The following is a 20,334-nucleotide window of genomic DNA, read 5'->3' as shown; positions in this document are numbered from 1 at the left end:
GCGCTTAGTCCTTGGAGATGGTGTAGACGAGGTTGGTGTCGAAGCTCGGGCCGAGCTTGAAGCCCTTGAGCTTGCTGGAATAGCCGGCAACTTCGATCTGCTGGAACAGCATCACGAACGGACCGCTGGCCAGAACTTCCTTCTGCAGGCCTTCATAGATGGCGGCGCGCTTGGCGCTGTCCTTTTCCAGAAGAGCGGCCTGCGTCTGGACGGTGAGGTCCTTCGGATCCCAGGCATTGCGCCATGCCAGCGTCTTGTTCTTGCCTTCGTCGGAATTGTCCGGGTTGAAGGTGAAGGTTTCGGCATTCGAGTTCGGGTCGAAATAGTCCGAGCCCCACTGGCCGATATAGATGTCGTGCTGGCGTGCACGATACTTGGTCAGTGTCTGCTTGCCGTCGCCTGGAATGATTTCCAGCTTGATGCCGGCCTGGGCGAGAGTCTGCTGGACGTTTTCAGCAATGCCGGTGACCGGCTGCGTGTTGCGCACGTCCATGGTGACGGTGAAACCGTCGGCGAGACCGGCCTTGGCCAGCAGTTCCTTGGCCTTGGCAACGTCGAGCTTGTAGGGCTTGTCTTCGAGCGCGCCGAGCTGGCCGGTCGGCAGGAAGGTCTGGTGGATGGTGCCGATGCCCTTGATCAGGGTTTCGCCGATTGCGTCATAGTCGACGAGGTACTTGAAGGCCTCGATGACTTCCGGCTTCGCCAGCTTCTCGTTCTTCTGGTTGAGGCTGAAGTAATAGAGCGTGCCCTTCGGAGCAGACGTCGTCGCGATGCCTTCCTTCTTGGTCACGGCATCTACATCGCCCGGTTCAAGGTTACGAGCAACGTCGATGTCGCCGTTTTCAAGAGCGAGACGCTGGCCGGCGCTTTCTTTCATGTGACGATAGATGACGCGGGCAAGCTTCGGCTTTTCGCCGAAGAAGTTGTCGTTGCGCTCCAGCACCACGACTTCGTTGGCGCGCCATTCGCGGATCTTGAACGGGCCGGAACCGGCAAAGCCGGTCTTCAGGTACTCGTTGCCGAAATCGGTATCGTACTTGTATTCGTCCGAGGGGGTCACGGCCTTGGCGTGTTCCAAAACGACCTTCTTGTCCACGATCGAAGCGACGGTGGAGGTCAGCACGTTCAGCACGAAGCTCGGTGCATAGGCCTTGTCGACGGTCAGCACGAAGGTGCTTTCATCGGCAGCCTTCGCCTTTTCGGCAACGTTGTCACCGGTAAGGCCGAACTGGGTGAGCAGGAAGGCCGGGGACTTGTCGAGCTTGACGGCGCGCTCGAAGGAGAAGGCGACATCCTCGGCAGTGATCGGATTGCCGGAAGCAAACTTCAGGCCCGGCTTCAGCTTAAAGGTATAGGTCATGCCGTCATCGGAAATGGTCCAGCTGTCGGCCAACTCGCCGACGACCTTCGACGTGTCGTTCATGTCGAGGTTGACGAGCTTCGAGTAGGTGTTGGCGGTGACTTCGGCGGTCGAAAGCTCGAAGGCTTCACCCGGATCGAGCGTGATGATGTCGTCGATGGCAAAACCCTCGACCAGCGTGTCGGCCGGAGTGGCGGCAAAAGCCTGCGGAGCTGCGGCCAGCAACAGCGCCATGGCCGCGCTGGTCGTCATCAGGCGCATACGCCTGTTCAGCGAATTCATCATCGTAGTATCCCCTGTTTGTTAAGGTTGGTGCCTTTCGGACAGCCGCCGGCTTATTCGTGCCAGGCGGATGCCAGAACCCTCAGCCAGTTTTCCCGGCAGATTTTTTTCAAGTCTTCGTCAGCGTATCCGGCGGTTTTCAGGGCCGCAACCAGTTTCTGATTGCCCGCCGCGTTGGCAATATCGGCTGGAACGGTCGCGCCATCAAAGTCGGAACCGAGCGCCACGCAGTCGATGCCCATGCGGTTCACGAGATGGTCGATGTGACGAACCATGTCCGAAAGCGGCGTGTTGGCGTCGTCGCGCGCATCGTCTCGCAGCATGGTAACGGCATAGTTCAGGCCGACCAGACCGCGGCTTTCCTTGATCGCGTCGAGCTGCTTGTCGGTCAGGTTGCGCGCCACCGGCGTCAGCGCATGGGCGTTAGAATGGCTGGCGATCAGCGGCTGGTCGCTGACCTTCGCCACGTCCCAGAAGCCCTTTTCGGTGATGTGGGCGAGATCGACCAGAATACCCATCCGATTGCAGGCCTTCACCAGTTCGAAACCGAGATCGGTCAGGCCCGGTCCGGTGTCGGGAGACATGGGGAAGGCAAACGGCACGCCATGGCCGAAAATGTTGTTGCGGCTCCAGACGGGTCCGAGCGAACGCAGGCCGGCGGCGTAGAAGGTTTCCAGCGCGTCGAGATCGCCATCGATCGCCTCGCAGCCTTCCATGTGCATGACGGCGGCAAAGGTACCCTCGTCGATCGCCTTGCGGATATCCGCGGTGGTGCGGCAGAGCCGCCACGCGCCCGCCCGGTCGAGACGAAGCGCGATCGACGCCATGTCGAGCGCGATGTCGAGCGACGGCTGGCGCTGGAGAGGCTTCTCGAGCGGCGTCGAGTAATGCCCCTTTTCGTCAGGCTCCTTCAAGACGAAGTCACCGCCCGTCGTGGGGATGTAGATGGCACAGAGACCACCCGCCAGACCACCAGCCTTGGCGCGGGGTCCGTCGATATGCCCCTCGCTGGTGCCGTCACGGAACTCTCCGACGGGATCGACCCCACCCGCCCGGCTCCGCCAAAGCCTCAGCAAGACGTCGTTATGTCCGTCGAACACCAGTTCCATGAGAAAGCACCTGCAATTACAAAAACTTGACGATCCCGATCACCTCTGGGCGACCGCACCGGCAAAAGCCTGCGGTGGCACATCAACGATCTGATATATTATTGGGTGGACCAAATTCTCACCGTGTTCAAGTGCAAAAAAGAGATTGCGAACAACGGCGAGAGAAGACAGCGGCACCCCACTAAAGGAACGAAGGCCGGCCAGTCCGCGCACATCATCCAAGCGGCGGCCGCCTCTGCAGCCAGTCGGTCGCCCGCTCATATGCCTGCGCGAAATCCAGAACCGCGGCATCGGCGCGCGGTCGGCCGATGATCTGGATGCCCGCCGGCAACCCGCCAGTACCGAAACCGGCCGGCATGGCCGCAACCGGCAAACCCGCCATGCTCGGGCCGATCACGACCTCCATCCAGCGATGATAGGTATCCATTTTCCGCCCCGCGATTTCCCTCGGCCACGGAATATCGGCATCGAAAGGAAATACTTGCGCGGCTGGCAGGATCAGGAAATCATGACGTTCGAACAGCTTGAGCACCGCCTGCAGCCAGGCAGTCCTGACCGCCGAAGCCTCATAAACATCCTCGGCCGTCACCTTCAGGCCGGCGCGAATCTCGAACAGGATTTCCGGCTTCAGCAAAGCCCGTTCCGCTGGGTTTTCGTAATGGCCGCGCAGCGATCCGGCGGTCAGCCAGCCGCGTAGCGTGGTCCACGCCCACCACAGGCGGTCCATGTCGAAATCCGGCAGCACCTCGCTCACACGGCAACCCATGTGTTCGAAAACCGAAAGCGAGGCGCGGCCGAGTTCGAGCACACCCGGTTCGAACGGCAGGTAGCCACCGAAATCACCAAGCCAGCCGACCCTGACGCCCTTCGGATCGAAATCCTCGCTCAGGCGCACCGGCTCCTCAGGAAGCGACAGCGGATCACGGACATCGAAACCGGACTGGATGTTCAGGAGTGCGGCGACATCGGCGACGTTGCGCGCCATAGGCCCGAGAACCGCCAACTGGTTCATGTAGACGTCCTTGCCCGGCAAACCCGGAATGCGCCCGAAGCTGGGTCTGAAGCCGACGACGTTGTTGAACGCAGCAGGATTGCGCAGCGACCCCATCATGTCGCTGCCGTCGGCCACCGGCACGAGCCGTGCGGCAAGCGCCGCCCCTGCCCCGCCGCTCGATCCGCCGGCGCTCCTCGACGTGTCATAGGGATTGCGCGTCACCCCGAAGACTGGATTGTAGGAATGCGAGCCAAAGCCCCATTCCGGTGTATTGGTCTTGCCGATGACGATCGCGCCGGCGCGCTTGATCCGCTCGACCTGAATGTCATCGAAATCCGGTACGAAATTCCTGTAGATCGGCGAGCCATAGGAGCAGGTTATGTCCTTCGCCTCGCTCAGATCCTTGATGGCGAACGGCAGCCCGTGCAGCCACCCTCGCGACCGCCCTGCCTCAAGCTCCCTGTCCCGTTCCCGCGCCTCGGCGAGAAGGTCGGCGATGCCGCGCAGACTGACGATGGCGTTGATTTTCGGATTGAGCCGCTGAATGCGGTCGAGGGACCGTTCCATCACCTGTTCGCAGGTGATCCGCTTCTGGTGAATGGCTCGGGAAAGCGAGAGGGCATCGAGGTCGGCAGGATCAATCACATCGTCATTCCGTACTGGAGAATGGTCCCATCAGAGGCGCTTCCAAGGCGTCCGTCAAGGATCGACCTTCGCAATAAAAACGCGGTCAAAAACAGCGCGGGAAAATTTCTGAACGACCTGAAATAAAAATGGTCACACGACCAATTTTGAGGCAACATGCCAAAATCCTGTCCCTGGAGGGCAGGCTCGCCGATACCGAAACGAAGGGAGCGTTTCGCCGGCGATAGAGGAGCAAACCGCAGGAATCCGGGCTGGAATGCCCGGATAACGCGAGCAATAGGGAGGTTTTCGGGCACATTTCAGGGCATGGCACGCTTATTGCGTCAGTGTCCGTGCTTGGCAAGCGCAGGGTGAAAGCCTTGCCGCAGTTCGGCGAAAGTGAAACAGTGCCGGAAAATTCCACTAAAAAACCGGGGATATTTCTTGAATTCGACATCGAAGAAGGCCGCGATCGAAATCCGCGGAGTAAGCCGGGTCTACGGCGCCGGAAACGCACAGGTCACCGCTCTCGGCGGCGTCTTTTTGAACATTCAGGAAAACGAATTCTTTACATTGCTCGGCCCCTCCGGCTGCGGCAAGACCACGCTCTTGAGACTGATCGCAGGCTTCGACTTTCCGACTTCCGGCGAAATCCTGCTATATGGCCAAGACATCGCGCCGCTGCCGCCTTTCAAGCGTCCGGTCAACACCGTGTTCCAGAACTATGCGCTCTTTCCGCATATGACGGTTGCCGAGAACATCGGCTTCGGTCTGCAGATGCTCGGCAAACCGAAGGCCGAGATCAAGGCGCGCGTCGAAGAGATGCTGGAACTGGTGCATATGACCGCGATGCGCGATCGACAGGTCAGCCAGATCTCCGGCGGCCAGCAGCAGCGTGTGGCGCTTGCCCGCGCGCTTGCACCGAAACCCAAGGTGCTGCTGCTCGACGAGCCGCTTTCGGCGCTCGACTACAAGCTGCGCAAGGAAATGCAGGTCGAGTTGAAGCGCGTGCAGGCCGAAACCGGCATCACCTTCATCTTCGTCACCCATGACCAGGAAGAAGCGCTGACCATGTCCGACCGCATCGCGGTGATGTCGGCCGGTTCCGTTCGTCAGGTGGGCAATCCCTGGGAAATTTACGATCATCCGGCCGAACGCTTCGTCGCCAACTTCATTGGCGAAACGAATTTTCTCGAAGTCGAGGTCGTCTCTGTCGAAGGCGGCAGCGCCAAGGTTCGCCTGCGCTCCGGAAAGGAGATCCCCGCGACCTTCCCCGAGCAGACAACGCCGAGCGGCAAGGTTACGATCGTCATTCGTCCGGAACATGCGGCGCTATCCGAACGGACTGACGATGCTCCGCTTTCCGGCACCATCGAAAGCATTGTCTATCTCGGCACCGACACAAACATCGGCGTCCGCCTCGATGGCGGCACGCTATTTAACGTGCGCCAGCAGAACAGCCGCAGCGGCCCGTGCGGCTATAGCGAAGGCCAGACCGTTGGCATCAAGCTCAGCGACGATGTCGCCCAGATCCTGAAGGATTGACCATGAGCGGCGCACAGAAAGCCGCTGTCGCGGCCCAGAAACAAGAAATTCGCAACCGCTGGCTGCTCAGCGCGCCGGCCCTGCTCATCATCCTCATCGGGGCGGCCGGCCCGCTGCTCGTCATGCTGCTCTATTCCTTCATGGCCAAGGGCGACTATGGCGATGTGAAGTTCGGCCAGTTCTCCTCGGAAGGCTGGATCTCCGTCTTCTTCCAGCGCGACATGTTTGACGACACGCTCGGCCTCGCCAGCGCCCACATGTCGATCATCTGGCGTTCGATCAAGCTGTCGGCCTACACCACCGTCCTGACACTTCTGCTGGGCTTCCCAACGGCCTACTTCATCGCCACGCGGCCGACACACACCCGAGAAATCTGGGTGTTCCTTGTCACGATTCCGTTCTGGACCAACCTGCTCATCCGCACCTTCGCCATGCAGCAGATCATCCGTAACGAAGGCCTGTTGAACAACACGCTCATCTGGCTCGGCGTGATCGATAGCCCCTTGCAGATCATATACACCGACACGGCCAACCTCCTCGGCATGACCTATGTCTATCTGCCGCTGATGGTGTTGCCGCTCTATGCCTCGATCGAAAAACTGGATTTCCGCCTCGTAGAAGCAGGTTATGACCTCTATGCCAACCGCTTCCAGGTCTTGAGACGAATCATCATCCCGCTGGTAAAGCCCGGCCTCATCGCCGGCTCCATCCTCGTGTTCATCCCCTCGCTCGGCGCTTATGTCATTCCCCGCGTACTCGGCGGCGGCAAGAACATGATGCTCGGCAACCTGATCGAGATGCAGTTCGGATCCGGCCGCAACTGGCCGCTTGGCGCAGCGATGTCTATCACCCTCATGGCTTTCGTGATGATCGCCCTGATCTTCTATGTGCGGAACGCCTCGCGCTCGGGAGCCGGTCATGCTTAAGCCTCGCTTCAACACCCGCACTCAACCCGGCTTCGTTTTCATCGCGCTGTTCACCTTCTTCGCGCTTTATCTGCCGATCGGCGCGCTGGTGGCCTATTCTTTCAACGCGGCTGAATCGCTTTCCCGATGGGATGGCTTCTCTTTCCGCTGGTTCGTATCCGCGTGGGAAAACAATGCCGTGCAGGATGCCGCGATCCGCTCCATGATTATCGCGATCTGGGCTGCCGTCCTCTCCACGATAGCCGCGACAATGGCCGCCCTGGCGACCACCCGCACACAGCCTTATCGCGGGCTGACCTTCAAATATGCGGTCATCAACCAGCCGCTGATGGTGCCGGAAATCGTCACGGCCGTTGCGCTCCTGATCGTGTTTTCGCGTATCAAGGTCTGGACCGGCTATTCCGGCCTCGGCTATCTCATCCTCGCGCACACCGCATTCTGCATTCCCTTCGCCTATCTTCCGATCCGGGCGCGACTTGAAAGCATGGACTTGACGCTCGAGCGCGCGGCTGCCGACCTCTACGCCACGCCGTGGATGACGTTCCGCCGCGTGACGTTGCCGCTGCTGCGGCCCGCGATCATCGCCGGCTTCATGCTGGCCTTCGTCATCTCGCTCGACGACGTGGTCATCACCGAATTCGTCAAGTCCGGCGGACAGGACACCTTGCCGACCTACATGCTCGGCCAGCTTCGCCGCGAGACGACGCCCGAAATCAACGCGATCGCGACGGTGTTCCTGGCCCTGTCGACCGTGCTGGTAATGATCTTCTTCTTCATCAACAAACGTAAGCAATGATCATCTCGACATCCAAAACAAGTGAGAGGAACTGAAATGAAACGGATGATGACGACGACCGCGACCGCGGTGATTGCAATGCTTGCCTGCGCCGGCGCCGCTTCGGCCGCAGGCGAACTCAACATCTACAACTGGGGTGACTACACCAACCCCGAGCTGATCAAGAAGTTCGAGCAGAAGTACGACGTCAAGGTGACCGTCACAGACTATGACTCGAACGACACCGCACTCGCAAAGGTCCGCGCTGGCGGCCACGGCTTCGACATCGTCGTCCCCTCGGCAAACTACGTGCCGATCTGGATCAAGGAAGGCCTCATCGCTGAAGCCCGTCCCGACCAGATGGAAAACTTCAAGAATGTCGACGAGCGCTGGGTTGACGTGAAGTGGGATCCGGGCCGTCACTACACGGTTCCGTGGCAGTGGGGCTTTACCGGCATCGGCGTGAACACGTCCGTCTACAAGGGCGACCTCAACACCTCCGCCATTTTCCTCGATCCGCCAGCAGAACTGGTCGGCAAACTGAACGTCGCCCCTGAAATGAACGACGTGTTGTTCGCCACCATCAAGTACTTCGGTGGCGAATGGTGCACCATGGACAAGGAAGTGCTCCGCAAGGTTCGCGACAAGCTGGTCGAAGCCAAGCCGAAGTGGCTGGCCATGGACTACAGCGTGACCGAGAAGCTGCCGGCCGGCGACTATGCGGGCGTTTACTACTGGAACGGCGCGATCATGCGCTCGCGCGCCAAGAACCCCGATATCAAGATCGGCTACCCGAAGGAGGGCTTCCCCTATTTCATGGACAGCCTTGCGCTGCTCAAGGATGCCAAGAACCCGGAAAACGCCAAGCTGTTCATGAACTTCGTCATGGACCCGGAAAACGCCGCCCTCATCTCCGCCTTCGCCAAGTATGCGAACGGCATCAAGGGTTCGGACCAGTTCCTGCCGGCTGACATGAAGGACGCCCCGGAACTGGTAATCCCGGCAGAATTCGAAAAGTCCGGAGAGTTCCTCCTGGCCTGCGAGCCTGAGGTCCAGCAGTTCTACACCAAGATCTGGACCGAAGTTCAGAAGTAAGCTTGTCCATATCGATACCCGCATCAAGACGGGGGAGCCTTTCGGCTCTCCCGTTTCAGGGAACTGTTTCCATGACCACGGAATTCAAGAGTGCCTATGGCTTCGAGCGCCGCGACGTAACGCTCGCCAATTGGCGCACCGCTCCTTTCAGCCACTGGAGCTTCCAGAACCTTCGCGAGATGGTGCCGACCGCCGAGATCCGCGCGACGGCCGAGCAGCCGGAAACGGCGCTTGAAAGCTCACTGCTGCTGGGCGCACCTCTCGATACCGGCGTTGCCGATGCAAAAACGGCCCGCGCATTTCTTGATTACGCCCATACCGATGCCTTCGTGATGATGAAGGGCGGCACAATCATTGCCGAACACTACGCGCCGCATTGCCACGTCAATGCTCGCCATATCGTCTTTTCCATTTCGAAATCGCTGACCGCTCTGGTCTCCGGCATCCTTGAAGGGCAAGGCGCAATCGACCCTGACCGCCCGGTCACCGACTATCTCCCCGAGGCGAAGGGCTCCGTTTACGGCGACTGCAGCTTCCGCGACGTGCTGGACATGCGCGTCAGCCTCGATTTCGAGGAAGCCTATCTCGACAAGATGGGCGCCTTTGCCCGCTATCGCCGCGCGACGCTTTGGAACCCGGCTGAGCCCGGAACGCCGAGCGAGACCCTTCTGGAATTCCTGCTGACGCTGAAGAAGGCCGACCGCGCGCATGGCGGACGCTTCTATTATGCCTCCCCCAATTCCGACCTGCTCGGCATCCTGATCGAGCGCGCCAGCGGTCGCCGCTATGTCGATCTTTTTTCCGACCTGTTGTGGAAGCCGCTCGGCGCGAAGAACCATGCGTTGGTCAGCGTCGATGGTGCCGGCTCGGCCCGTTCGGCCGGCGGCGTCTGCGTGACCGCCCGAGACCTCGCCCGCGTCGGGCAGATGCTGCTGGACGGTGGCACGGCTGGTGGCCGGCAGGTCGTGCCGGCAGCTTGGGTCGAGGACATGAAGACCGCCGGAGACCCGGAAGCATGGAAACAGGCCGGTCCGACATTCCTGCCCAACGGCCGCTACCGCAGCAAGTGGTATCAGTCCGGCGAGGCAGACGGCGCCTTCTGCGCGATCGGCATTCACGGCCAGTGGCTCTATGTCGATCCCTCGACCGAAACCGTCATCGTCAAGCTCTCGTCGCAGCCCAATCCGCTGGACGACGAACTGAAGCACGACAATTTCGCCTTCTTCCGCGCCATGTGCCGTGCAGCGGCCTGAAGCCTCAATCCGGATAAAAGACATGACTAAAACCGCAGATATCATCATCAAGAACGCCAGGGTCCTGACCATGGACGGCGACAAGCCGAAGGCGGAAGCCATCGCGCTTTCTGGCAACAAGGTTCTCGCCGTCGGCACCGCTTCGGAAATCGAAGCGCTTGCCACCGCATCGACGAAAATCGTCGATGCCGGCGGAGCAACGGTGATGCCAGGCTTCAACGAAGCGCACATGCACATCTTCCCCGGCTCCGTCTCGCTGCGCCAACTCAACCTGCACGGCGTCGAGGGCTTCGAGGCGCTGAAGGCCGCCATGCTGGAATACGCCGCCGCCAATCCCGATGAGCCCCTGCTGATGGGCTTTTCCGCCGACTATTCGATCATCGGCCTCAACCAGCCGGTCACCCGCCATCATCTCGACGCCATTATCCCCGACCGCTCGTTCATGATGTTCGCACCCGATCACCACACCGCCTGGGCCAACACCCCGGCGCTGGAGAAGGCCGGCCTGTTGCACGGCAAGGACGTCGGCGTTGGCAATGAAGTGGTGATGGGCGAGGATGGACTTGCGAGCGGCGAACTGCGCGAGGGCAATGCCTTTGGCCCTGTGGTGGCGCTCTCCTCCACCGGCGGCCGCGAGGAATTCGGCATGGTGTCCGGTCTCGACCCGGAAAACGTCACTCCCGAACAATATGCGCTTGACCGCGCTATCCTGAAGACCGGTCTCGAATATTGCGCGACCTGGGGCATCACCTCGATCCAGAACTTCGACGGAAACCATTACCAGCTGCGCATCATGCGCGACCTGGAACAATCGGGAGAATTGCCGGTCCGTGTCCGCATTCCGTTCCACATCAGGAACTTCATGGACGTGTCCGTTCTGGACAACGCCGCCGAATGGAAGAAGGAATTCGCCACCGACATGCTGCGCGGCGATTTCGTCAAGGTCTTCATGGACGGCGTTCTCGACAGTCATACCGCCTATATGCTCGACGGTTATGGCGACCGACCGGGTTATACCTACGAGCCGCTGTTCACGCCTGAGGCCTTCGATACCATCGCCATCAAGGCTGACGGGCTGGGCCTGCAGATCGCCGTCCACGCTATCGGCAGCGCCGCGATCCGCCAGACGCTCGACGGCTTCGAGGCGGCCGTCAAGGCAAACGGCAAGCAGGACCTCCGCCATCGTATCGAGCATATCGAGGTGATCCATCCCGACGATATCCCGCGCTTCAAGGAACTCGGCATCGTCGCCTCAATGCAGCCGGTACATTATCCGGGCGGCACCTGTTTCCCGGCAGAACCCACCACGGCAAAGATCGGCGAGGATCGCTGGGCCTATGCCTATGCATGGCGGACGATGAAGGACGCCGGCGCTCCTGTCGTCTTCGCATCCGACTGGCCGGTCTCGCCGGTTTCTCCCTTCCAGTGCATTCAGGATGCGCTTACCCGCAAGCCGTGGAAGGACGGCCTTCCCGATCAGCGCTTTACGCTCGAGGAATCGCTCGAGGCTTACACCTCCATCGGAGCCTGGGTGGAATTTGCGGAAGACCGCAAGGGCAAGCTGAAGCCCGGCTTCCTCGCTGACGTGGTCATCCTTTCCCACGATATCGAAAGCGTGCCGGCCGACGAGATCATGACAACCGTTCGCGCGCTGACCACGATCTGCGACGGGCGCATCACCTATCAAGCGGCCTGACCGGCTTCTGCCGTCCGTCAATCGGGCGGCAAGATCTGCCACGACCGGCCATTTCAACGGACAAGCCACCATGACCGCAACCGCCGACCTCATCGTTCACAACGCCCGCATCCTTACCATGGATGATGAAAGCCCTCGGGCCGAAGCCATTGCCATTGCAGGAAACAGGATCCTGGCCGTTGGCGGCAATGCCGAAATCCTGCCTCTCGCAAAGGCCGGCGCGCGGATCATCGACGCCGGTGGCGCAACCGTCCTGCCCGGTTTCAACGAAGCTCACATGCATATCTTCGGCGGTTCGGTCGGCCTCGGCCAGCTTTCGTTGATGGGTGTAAAGGGTTTCGAAGCGCTGAAGGCATCCGTCCTTGCCTACGCTGCCGCCAACCCCGACAAGCCCCTGCTGGAAGGTCTTTATGCCGACTACACCATCCTGTCGGAAGAAGAACGCGTCACTCGACATCATCTGGATGCGATTATTGCCGATCGCCCCTTCGTGATGATGGCGCCGGACCGCCACACCGCATGGGCCAACACGATTGCACTGGAAAAGGCAGGCATCCTGCAAGGCCGCGATGTCGGCGTCGGCAACGAGATCGTCATGGGCGAGGATGGTTTAGCCGCCGGCGAGCTGCGCGAGGGCAACGCCTTCGGTCCGGTCATGGCACTCAGCGAAACGGGCGGGCGCGAAATGCTCGGCGGCGCGACCGGAGGCGACCCCGCCCATGTTACGCCCGAGCAGAGAGCGACCGACATCGCGGTCATCAAGCGCGGCCTCGCCTATTGCGCCTCTCTCGGCATCACCTCGTTCCAAAACATGGACGGCAACCTCTACCAGCTCGAAATGCTGCAGGAGATCGAGGATACGGAAGGGCTTCCAGTTCGAGCACGCATGCCTTTCCACATGAAGAACTTCATGCCGCTCTCTGCCATCGAGGAGAAAGCGGCCGCATGGCGTGCGCGCTTCGACACCGACAAGCTTCGCTGCAACTTCGTCAAGATGTTCATGGATGGCGTTACCGAGGGTGAAACCGCCGTCTTCGTCGATGATTACAGCCACAAGCCCGGCTGGAAGGGCGAGCCGCTGTTTTCTGCCGAGCATTTCAATTCCATCGCGGTCGAGGCCGACAGGCTTGGGCTTCCGGTCACCGTACACGCCATCGGCGACGGCGCGGTCCGCATGGTGCTGGACGGTTACGAAGCAGCCATCGAAGCGAACGGCAAGCGCGACAGCCGCAACCGCATCGAACACATCGAGGTCGTGCATCCCGACGATGTCCCGCGTTTTGCAAAACTGGGCACCGTCGCCTCGATGCAGCCGCCCCATCCGCCGGGCTCGGCCGGGCTGCCGCTTGAACCTTACCTCACCTATATCGGCCGCGAACGCTGGCCCTTCGCCTTCGCCTGGAAGACGCTGGTCGAGGCCGGCGCGAAGATCGTCTTCGCCACCGACTGGCCCGTCTCGCCGCTAGCACCGCTGAGCTGCATCGGCGACGCCATGACTCGCAAGCCTTGGGCCGACGACATGCCCGACCATCGTCTTTCCCTGATGGACACCCTTGCCGCCTACACCCGCACAAGCGCATGGGTAGAATTCATGGAAGACAGAAAGGGAAAGTTGAAAGAAGACTTCCTCGCCGATATCGTCGTCCTTTCCGGCGATATCGAAGCATGCCCGGCCACGGAAATCGCAGCCCTCAAGCCGGTGGCGACGATTTGCGACGGCCGCATCACCTACGAGGCACCCTGATTACGCAATGAACGAAGACAGCAGACAATCGGCCGGAGCTCCCGCGGCAAGGAGCCCCGGCGCGACGAAAAAGGGGATAGAAACCCGGGCGCGCATCATCAGGGGCGCGATCGAGGCGGTGGAAAGCGAGGGCATGGAATCGCTGACCACGCGCAAGATCGCCGCGCGGGCCGGTGTGCAGCTGGCCACGCTGCACTACTATTTCGACAGCAAGGAAAGCCTGATGCTGGCGGTCCTTGAAGACCTCGTCACAGACATGAGCACGCGCTACACCAGCTCAGTGAACAGCGCCGACATGGACGACCGCATCGCCCAGCTTATCCGGCTGATCTGGCGCTATATCGGCGAGAACCCCAACCGCGAAATTTCCCAGATCGAGCTGACGATCTATGCCCTGCGCACCAAGGGCTCGGAATGGCTGGCGGCCAAGCAGTACAACACCTACATCGATTTCTACAGCCAGTTCGTGTTCCGCGACAGCGACATCCCGGAGCCCGAACGGACCCGTATCGCCAACGCCGTCACCCGCTTCATGCTGATCGGCATCGACGGACTTATCCTGCAGAACTTCGCGCTCGGTGACGCCGCCGTTGCCTCGGAAAGCGTCGAAGCATTGATCTTCACCACCCAGGCCTATCTGAAAAAACTGATCGCCCAGTCAGCAGCCTGACCCCTCAGGACATCTTCGTTCCGGACATGATCCCCGGCGTAACAGCCGCGGCTATGCTTCCGCGCGCGCTGACAATGGATTGAGGAAAATCAGGCTTGCAAGAAATACCCATATGTGAAAGATAAATTCAAATAAGAATTTCGGCGAATGCAAACTCGCCATTCCAGCATCTGCCGTCGGCGTTCCGGCCGACATCTTGGGAGGAGATTGACATGCAGGATGAAGCGGGTCCGCTGCTTGCGGGGCTGACCGTGATCGATATGAGCCAGTTCCTGTCGGGGCCTTACTGCTCGCTCCGCCTGCTCGACCTCGGCGCACGCGTCATCAAGATCGAACGGCCTGACGGCGGCGACCTTTCCCGTCGCCTCTACCTCTCGGATACAGAGGTCGGCGGCGACTCCACGCTGTTCCACGCCATCAACCGCGGCAAGGAAAGCCTCGGCATCGACCTGAAGAACCCTGAAGATCTCGCTTTCCTGCGCAAGCTGCTGGGTAGCGCGGACGTGATGATACAGAACTTTCGCCCCGGCGTGATCGAGCGCCTCGGGCTAGATTACGAAGCGGTGAAGGCCATCAACCCGAAGATCGTCTACGCCTCGATCAGCGGCTATGGCGAAGAGGGACCATGGGTCATGCGCCCCGGTCAGGACCTGCTGGCGCAGGCCCGCTCCGGCGTGATGTGGCTGAACGGCGACGAGAACCAGGGACCCGTGCCGCTTGGCCTCTCCATCGCCGACATGCTGGCCGGCGCCAACACCTGCCAGGCCATCCTCGCCGCGCTCGTGCGCCGCGGCGTCTCCGGCAAGGGCGCGCATGTGCAGACCAGCCTGCTGGAAAGCCTTGTCGACCTGCAATTCGAGCTTCTGACCACGCACCTGAACGACGGACGCCGCCTTCCGAAGCGCGCGTCCTTCCGCAACGCCAATGCCTATCTCTCCGCGCCCTACGGCGTCTATCCGGCCAAGGATGGCTATCTCGCCATCGCCATGACCCCGATCGGCCGCCTGCAGGATCTTCTAGGCATCGACGCCTTGGCTCCCTTCCGCGACGAGCCGAAATCGTGGTTCACCCGCCGCGACGAGATCAAGAAGATCATCGCCGACTGCATCGCGTCCGAGACTGTCGAGCACTGGCTCGCCATTCTGGAGCCTGCCGACATCTGGTGCTCGAAGGTCATGGAATGGCCGGAACTGCTGGAGAGTGAAGGCTTCCGTCTGCTCGACATGCTGCAGACGGTCACCCGCGAGGATGATGTCGCGATCGGCACCACCCGCTGCCCCGTTCGTGTCGATGGCAAGCGGCCCTATGGCGGGCGCGCCGCGCCGCTGGTTGGAGAACACACGGCAAAGATCAGGGCGGAGTTCGCGTAATGGCCATCACCCTGAAAGGCATGACCTGGAGCCATCCCCGCGGCTACGACCCGATGGTGGCCTGCTCTGCCGACTGGCTGGAAAAAGCCGGTGTGACGGTCGAGTGGGACAAGCGCTCCCTGCAGGACTTCGAGAGCTTTCCCGTCGAGGAGCTTGCCCGCAGCTACGACCTGATCGTCATCGATCACCCTCATGTCGGGCAGATTACCGCAGAAAACTGCCTCACCCCGCTGGAACAGCCCGAGCGACAGAGCGAATTCGAAGCATTGTCGGCGGGCACCGTCGGCGCATCCTTCCCCAGCTACAACTGGCAGGGCCATCAATGGGCCTTCCCCGTCGACGCTGCAACGCAGGTGCTTGCATGGCGGCCCGACCGGCTGGAGGCCCCACCAACCAGATGGGAAGACGTGCTCCATCTGGCCCGCCGGGGCGCCGTGCTACTGCCGCTTCGCCCGCCCCATTCGCTGATGAGCTTCTTCACCCTTTGCGGCCAGCTCGGACGCCCCTGCTCCGTCGACAGGGAGACACCCTTTGCAGACCATGAGACCGGCAGCAATGCGCTGGAAATGATCCGTGAACTGGCAAGCCTGATCGATCCGGCCTGCCTGACGATGGACCCAATCGCCGTGCTCGACGCTATGGGCGACACAAGCTCACGCGTTGCCGTCTCTCCACTCATCTATGGCTATGTCAGCTATTCGCTGGAAGGTTTCCGCGCGGCTCGCATCGCCTTTGCCGACATGCCGCTGATTGGAGACAGCAAGTACAGGGGTTCAGCGCTTGGCGGCACCGGCATCGCTGTTTCGGCATTCTCGCAGAACCGGCAGGCCGCAATCGATTTCGCCTACTGGATCGCCGGAGGCCCCGTGCAGGCTGACAGTTACTGGCGCTCGGGTGGCCAGCCCGGCCATGCCGCCGGATGGGAAGACGACGGCGCGAATGCCGCCACGCTCGATTTCTACCGCGCCACCCGCCGCACACTGGAGGGCGCATGGCTCCGCCCGCGGCATGACGGCTACATGCCGTTCCAGGAAGAAGCGTCCCATATCGTCAACAATGCCATCACCGGCGCGATTTCCATCGACACGGCGATTGCGCAACTGAATGACGGCTTCGTGAAGAGTTTCCGGGGATAGCGCGGAACCGCGCTCTGGATCGCCAACTCCATCAATGTCACCATGGACGGGTTCGTTCATGGTGACATTGATGCATCCCATATTTTCCACCGGCGCCATTTATGCCGCTGCCGCCTTCTGCGAAATTGCCGGCTGCTTTGCCTTCTGGGCCTGGCTGAAACTCTCGAAACCCATCCTCTGGCTGGCGCCGGGCGCGGCCCTTCTCATTGCCTTTGCCTCGCTGCTGACGCTCGTGCCGAGCGAAGCCGCCGGCCGCGCCTATGCCGCCTATGGCGGCGTCTACATCCTCGCTTCGCTGGTGTGGCTGTGGCTCGTCGAAGGGCAGATGCCGGACCGCTGGGACGTCACCGGCTCGCTGCTGGCGCTTGCCGGTGCCGCCGTCATCCTGTTTGCCCCTCGCGCCGCCTGAGCAGGTTTCTGGCCGATTTTCGGCCGAACAGGGTCAGATGCTCCACAGTTTCAGAGCATTCCGCGAGAGAACCCGCGCCTTCTCCTCGAGACTGACACCGGAAAGCAGCGCGTGGGTCGCGCCCACCCAGGTCGAAAGCCCGCCGCCCAGCGTGCAGACGGGCCAGTCGCTGCCCCATACCATCCGATCGAAACCGAAGTTTTCGGCCACATGGGTGAAATAGGGTTTCAGGTCTTCCAGCGTCCAGTTCTCTGCTCCGTAGGCCGGCAGACCGGAAAGCTTGACGGTCACATTCGGCCGCCGGGCGATTTCCGCCATTGGCCCCTTCCAAACATCGAAACCGCCGCTCTTGATATCCGGTATGCCGCAATGGTCGAGCACGAAGGAAACGTCGGGGGCGAGATCGGCGAGCGCCGCGGCCTTTTCAAGCTGATGCGGCAGGACGCAGATATCGAACACCAGCCCGGTGCCGGAGAGACGCCGGATGTTTTCGCGAAACAGTGCACCCTCGGAGAAATCGTCTGGCATTACATGCAGCACGCGACGGAAGCCCCGCACGAAACGGTTGCCGAGCACCCGCTCCAGATAGGCGGGAAAATCCGCTGATTCGGGCCGGCAGGCAGCAATCGCCCCGGCAAGCTGGCTTCCATCGGTCGCAGCAAGACGCTCTATCATCGCCGTTTCCGCCTCGATATCTCCCTCCGCCACATCGACTTCCATATGCAGGGTCGCGGAAATCCCGAGACGGCGCGCCTCATGCAGGTAAGTATCATAGGTGAAATCGGCATCGAGCGGCGGCACGCCGGCGAGCCACGGATAGGAAAGCTGTCCCCTGTAGATCAGGTGCAGATGGGTATCGACGATCATCCAGGTCTCCTCCTCGAATTCGAGGAGAAACCTGCCACAGAAAAATCAGCTATTCAAATACGAATTTTGAGGTCTCAACCCTCGGCCTTGAAGTCGGAACCGGTCATCTCCGAGAGCTTGCGGGTGGTCTCCAGCAGGAGCTGAATACTGTTGGTGATATCGGGCGCACCGGGCGTATTGATCAGCGTGATATAGGGCACCGTCAGCGAGGCGATCACCTTGCCGTCCGCCCCCAGAACGGGTGCCGACAGGTTGATGACGCCCGCCGTTTGTGCGCTCGGCATCATCTCGTAACCGCGCGCGCGGATCTGGTCGAGCCGCGACAGGAATTCCGGCGTGACCTTGTTGTGGTCGCCGCTGCTGCCGAGATTTTCGGCAATCATCATCTCGCGCTCTTCCTTTGTGTGGAAGGCGAGCAGCACATGGCCGGAGCCCGTATCGAACAGGCTGATCCGCGAGCCGACGCGAATGGAAATACCCCAGTAACCCGGCGCTTCCTGCTGGGCGATGACCACCGGATAGCCCCGGTCGAAAACGACGAGCTGGTTAGCCTGGCGGGACGCCTCGGCAAGCTCGCGCATCAGCGGTACGGCGAAGGAGACGAGCCGACGCACGGGCGCATGAAGCTGGGCCAGCCCGAAAAGCTTCAGGGTCAACGCGAAGCGGTCACCGTCGATGCGGGTCACGTAGCCGCGCTTCACCAGCCGGTCCAGCATTCGGTAGAATTCGTTCGGACTGCGGTCGAGACGCTTGGCGATTTCGGCCTGCGTCAGCCCGCCATCGACGGCGGCCAGAAGCTCAAGAATATCCAGTCCCTTGTCCAGCGCCGGCGCGCGATAGCGGTCGTTGTCGTCTTCTGTCACCACGCGCTCCCCAATGAATAGATTAATTCATATACGCAGAAATACGGTCCCGCAATACTTTCGGCTTGACGTCAGATAAATAAATGGTTTGTATATGAATGAAGCTCTCATGGGTGAGGGCTGAGGCGAAAGCCAATTGGGAGGAGAAAATGTCAAAATTTTTGACCGGCGTTGCAGCCGGCGCAATTTTATGCGCGTGGGCGGGCGCAGTCTTCGCAACCGACCTGCCCGGCAAGTTTGACGGCGTCACCATTGATGCCAAGCTGATCGGCGGTCAGCAGTATGAAGCCCTTTATGCCCGCATTGCCGAATGGGAGAAGGCAACGGGCGCCAAGGTCAATGTCATTTCCAAGAAAAACCATTTCGAGCTCGACAAGGAGATCAAGTCGGACATCGCCACCGGAAACATTTCCTGGTGCGTGGGTTCGAACCACTCCTCCTTCGCTCCCCAGTATCCCGATATCTACACCGACCTCTCCGCACTCCTGCCCAAGGAAGAGATCGACGCTTTCGTTCCGGCGAATATCAAGGCCTCGACGCTCGATGGCAAGCTGGTCATGCTGCCGCGCGCCCAGTTCGACGTCTCGGCGCTCTACTACCAGAAGAGCCTCTATCAGGACGAAGCCAAGCAGAAGGCCTTCAAGGAAAAGTACGGCTACGACCTCGCGCCGCCGGATACCTGGCAGCAGGTCACCGATCAGGCGATCTTCTTCGCAAGCCCGCCGGATTTCTACGGCACCCAGTTTGCCGGGAAGGAAGAGGCCATCAACGGCCGTTTCTTCGAAATGCTGGTGGCTGAAGGCGGCGAATATCTCGACAAGGACGGCAAGCCCGCCTTCAATTCCGAGGCCGGCGTTCGCGCGCTCGACTGGTTCGTCAATCTTTACAAGGCCAAGGCCGTTCCGGCCGGCACCACCAACTATCTCTGGGATGACCTCGGCCAGGGCTTCGCCTCCGGCACCATCGCAGTCAACCTCGACTGGCCTGGCTGGGCGACCTTCTTCAACGATCCCAAGTCTTCCAAGGTTGCCGGCAATGTCGGCGTAAAGGTTCAGCCTGCCGGCTCTTCTGGCAAGCGCACCGGCTGGTCCGGCCACCATGGCTTCTCGGTCACCGAAAGCTGCGCCAACAAGGAAGCCGCCGCTTCGCTCGTCTGGTTCCTCACCAATGAGGACAGCCAGAAGCTCGAAGCTGCCGCAGGCCCGCTGCCGACGCGCACCGCAGTCTGGGAGTGGGACATCAAGCAGGCCGAGAACGATCCTTACAAGAAGGAAGTTCTGACCGCTTTCCAGGAAGCGGCCAGGCATGCCTTCGCCGTTCCGCAGACCCCGTCGTGGATTGAAATCTCCAATGCCGTCTATCCGGAACTGCAGGCCGCCATCCTCGGCGACAAGTCCTCCAAGGACGCCCTCGACGCAGCCGCGAAGAAGGCAACCGAGATCCTCGAAGACGCCGGCGCGCTGTAAGCGCGTTTACGACAAGAAAATCTGCCCCTCACCCTGACCCAACCCGGGTCGAGCCGCGTGTCTCGACCCGTCCTTCGGCCCCCCGCAAGCGGGGAGAGGGAACGGACAGGTCGCAGCAAGTCCCTTCTCCCCGCTTGCGGGGAGAAGGTG

At 61.0% G+C, this 20,334-nt stretch carries 17 protein-coding genes; 12 read left to right on the top strand and 5 right to left on the bottom strand.

The features are described 5' to 3' along the window. Nucleotides 1-4 precede the first annotated feature (4 nt). The 3 genes from H4I99_RS07660 to H4I99_RS07650 all read right to left on the bottom strand — a co-directional run bounded on the left by H4I99_RS07660 (nt 5) and on the right by H4I99_RS07650 (nt 4,390). Complete coding sequence (locus H4I99_RS07660) at nt 5-1,645, bottom strand: ABC transporter substrate-binding protein (protein ID WP_163901100.1); 1,641 nt, start codon at nt 1,643-1,645, stop codon at nt 5-7. A 50-nt stretch (nt 1,646-1,695) separates the two neighbouring features. Next, nucleotides 1,696-2,751, bottom strand: coding sequence for a dipeptidase (locus tag H4I99_RS07655; protein WP_163901102.1), 1,056 nt, complete (start codon nt 2,749-2,751; stop codon nt 1,696-1,698). A gap of 214 nt (nt 2,752-2,965) precedes the next feature. Beyond that, complete coding sequence (locus tag H4I99_RS07650; protein WP_163901104.1) at nt 2,966-4,390, bottom strand: amidase; 1,425 nt, start codon at nt 4,388-4,390, stop codon at nt 2,966-2,968. A gap of 423 nt (nt 4,391-4,813) precedes the next feature. Between H4I99_RS07650 and H4I99_RS07645 the strand changes: the two genes are divergently transcribed. From H4I99_RS07645 to H4I99_RS07595, 11 genes are all read left to right on the top strand, one after another. Then, nucleotides 4,814-5,914 carry an ABC transporter ATP-binding protein gene (locus H4I99_RS07645; RefSeq protein ID WP_163901106.1) on the top strand — a complete coding sequence of 367 codons (1,101 nt, stop codon included), beginning with the start codon at nt 4,814-4,816 and terminating at the stop codon, nt 5,912-5,914. Nucleotides 5,915-5,916: 2 nt separating this feature from the next. After that, complete coding sequence (locus H4I99_RS07640) at nt 5,917-6,840, top strand: ABC transporter permease (RefSeq protein ID WP_163901108.1); 924 nt, start codon at nt 5,917-5,919, stop codon at nt 6,838-6,840. Beyond that, entirely contained in the window at nt 6,833-7,636 is an 804-nt protein-coding gene (locus tag H4I99_RS07635; RefSeq protein WP_163901110.1) for an ABC transporter permease, read from the top strand. Before H4I99_RS07640 ends, H4I99_RS07635 begins: the two co-directional genes overlap by 8 nt. 36 nt (nt 7,637-7,672) lie before the next feature. Then, entirely contained in the window at nt 7,673-8,710 is a 1,038-nt protein-coding gene (locus H4I99_RS07630) for an extracellular solute-binding protein (protein WP_164490782.1), read from the top strand. A 71-nt stretch (nt 8,711-8,781) separates the two neighbouring features. Further along, entirely contained in the window at nt 8,782-9,963 is a 1,182-nt protein-coding gene (locus tag H4I99_RS07625) for a serine hydrolase domain-containing protein (protein ID WP_163901112.1), read from the top strand. 22 nt (nt 9,964-9,985) lie between these two features. Further along, the gene (locus H4I99_RS07620) at nt 9,986-11,659 is read left to right on the top strand and encodes an amidohydrolase (protein WP_163901113.1); all 1,674 of its coding nucleotides are present in this window, start codon (nt 9,986-9,988) and stop codon (nt 11,657-11,659) included. A 70-nt stretch (nt 11,660-11,729) separates the two neighbouring features. Further along, a complete protein-coding gene (locus tag H4I99_RS07615; RefSeq protein WP_163901115.1) occupies nt 11,730-13,403 on the top strand; it encodes an amidohydrolase in 1,674 nt (557 codons plus the stop codon). Between the two features lie 7 nt (nt 13,404-13,410). After that, complete coding sequence (locus H4I99_RS07610; RefSeq protein WP_163901117.1) at nt 13,411-14,073, top strand: TetR/AcrR family transcriptional regulator; 663 nt, start codon at nt 13,411-13,413, stop codon at nt 14,071-14,073. Between the two features lie 212 nt (nt 14,074-14,285). Then, nucleotides 14,286-15,443 carry a CaiB/BaiF CoA transferase family protein gene (locus H4I99_RS07605; RefSeq protein WP_163901119.1) on the top strand — a complete coding sequence of 386 codons (1,158 nt, stop codon included), beginning with the start codon at nt 14,286-14,288 and terminating at the stop codon, nt 15,441-15,443. After that, complete coding sequence (locus H4I99_RS07600; protein WP_163901121.1) at nt 15,443-16,579, top strand: extracellular solute-binding protein; 1,137 nt, start codon at nt 15,443-15,445, stop codon at nt 16,577-16,579. Before H4I99_RS07605 ends, H4I99_RS07600 begins: the two co-directional genes overlap by 1 nt. Before the next feature lie 70 nt (nt 16,580-16,649). Continuing rightward, the gene (locus H4I99_RS07595) at nt 16,650-16,988 is read left to right on the top strand and encodes a YnfA family protein (RefSeq protein WP_163901123.1); all 339 of its coding nucleotides are present in this window, start codon (nt 16,650-16,652) and stop codon (nt 16,986-16,988) included. Nucleotides 16,989-17,021: 33 nt separating this feature from the next. Here H4I99_RS07595 and H4I99_RS07590 read toward each other — a convergent pair whose 3' ends face one another. Continuing rightward, nucleotides 17,022-17,855, bottom strand: coding sequence for an amidohydrolase family protein (locus H4I99_RS07590; protein ID WP_163901125.1), 834 nt, complete (start codon nt 17,853-17,855; stop codon nt 17,022-17,024). Nucleotides 17,856-17,929: 74 nt separating this feature from the next. Beyond that, nucleotides 17,930-18,718: an IclR family transcriptional regulator gene (locus tag H4I99_RS07585; protein ID WP_163901126.1), complete on the bottom strand. Its 789-nt coding sequence runs from the start codon at nt 18,716-18,718 to the stop codon at nt 17,930-17,932. Between the two features lie 149 nt (nt 18,719-18,867). Between H4I99_RS07585 and H4I99_RS07580 the strand changes: the two genes are divergently transcribed. Beyond that, nucleotides 18,868-20,184 (top strand): type 2 periplasmic-binding domain-containing protein, encoded by a 1,317-nt coding sequence (locus H4I99_RS07580; protein WP_163901128.1) that lies wholly within the window; start codon nt 18,868-18,870, stop codon nt 20,182-20,184. The last annotated feature ends 150 nt before the right edge of the window (nt 20,185-20,334 follow it).

It is taken from the genome of Paenirhizobium daejeonense (assembly GCF_014280875.1).
Classification (GTDB): Bacteria; Pseudomonadota; Alphaproteobacteria; order Rhizobiales; family Rhizobiaceae; genus Allorhizobium; species Allorhizobium daejeonense.
Note: the sequence above shows the minus strand (reverse complement) of the source record. Positions and strands in the feature narration are given on the sequence as shown.

Coding starts and splice junctions, on each gene's coding strand:
- H4I99_RS07660 (WP_163901100.1), bottom strand. CDS start 1,645: ATGATGAATTCGCTGAACAGGCGTATGCGCCTGATGACGACCAGCGCG.
- H4I99_RS07655 (WP_163901102.1), bottom strand. CDS start 2,751: ATGGAACTGGTGTTCGACGGACATAACGACGTCTTGCTGAGGCTTTGG.
- H4I99_RS07640 (WP_163901108.1), top strand. CDS start 5,917: ATGAGCGGCGCACAGAAAGCCGCTGTCGCGGCCCAGAAACAAGAAATT.
- H4I99_RS07635 (WP_163901110.1), top strand. CDS start 6,833: ATGCTTAAGCCTCGCTTCAACACCCGCACTCAACCCGGCTTCGTTTTC.
- H4I99_RS07630 (WP_164490782.1), top strand. CDS start 7,673: ATGAAACGGATGATGACGACGACCGCGACCGCGGTGATTGCAATGCTT.
- H4I99_RS07625 (WP_163901112.1), top strand. CDS start 8,782: ATGACCACGGAATTCAAGAGTGCCTATGGCTTCGAGCGCCGCGACGTA.
- H4I99_RS07620 (WP_163901113.1), top strand. CDS start 9,986: ATGACTAAAACCGCAGATATCATCATCAAGAACGCCAGGGTCCTGACC.
- H4I99_RS07615 (WP_163901115.1), top strand. CDS start 11,730: ATGACCGCAACCGCCGACCTCATCGTTCACAACGCCCGCATCCTTACC.
- H4I99_RS07610 (WP_163901117.1), top strand. CDS start 13,411: ATGAACGAAGACAGCAGACAATCGGCCGGAGCTCCCGCGGCAAGGAGC.
- H4I99_RS07605 (WP_163901119.1), top strand. CDS start 14,286: ATGCAGGATGAAGCGGGTCCGCTGCTTGCGGGGCTGACCGTGATCGAT.
- H4I99_RS07600 (WP_163901121.1), top strand. CDS start 15,443: ATGGCCATCACCCTGAAAGGCATGACCTGGAGCCATCCCCGCGGCTAC.
- H4I99_RS07595 (WP_163901123.1), top strand. CDS start 16,650: ATGCATCCCATATTTTCCACCGGCGCCATTTATGCCGCTGCCGCCTTC.
- H4I99_RS07590 (WP_163901125.1), bottom strand. CDS start 17,855: ATGATCGTCGATACCCATCTGCACCTGATCTACAGGGGACAGCTTTCC.
- H4I99_RS07580 (WP_163901128.1), top strand. CDS start 18,868: ATGTCAAAATTTTTGACCGGCGTTGCAGCCGGCGCAATTTTATGCGCG.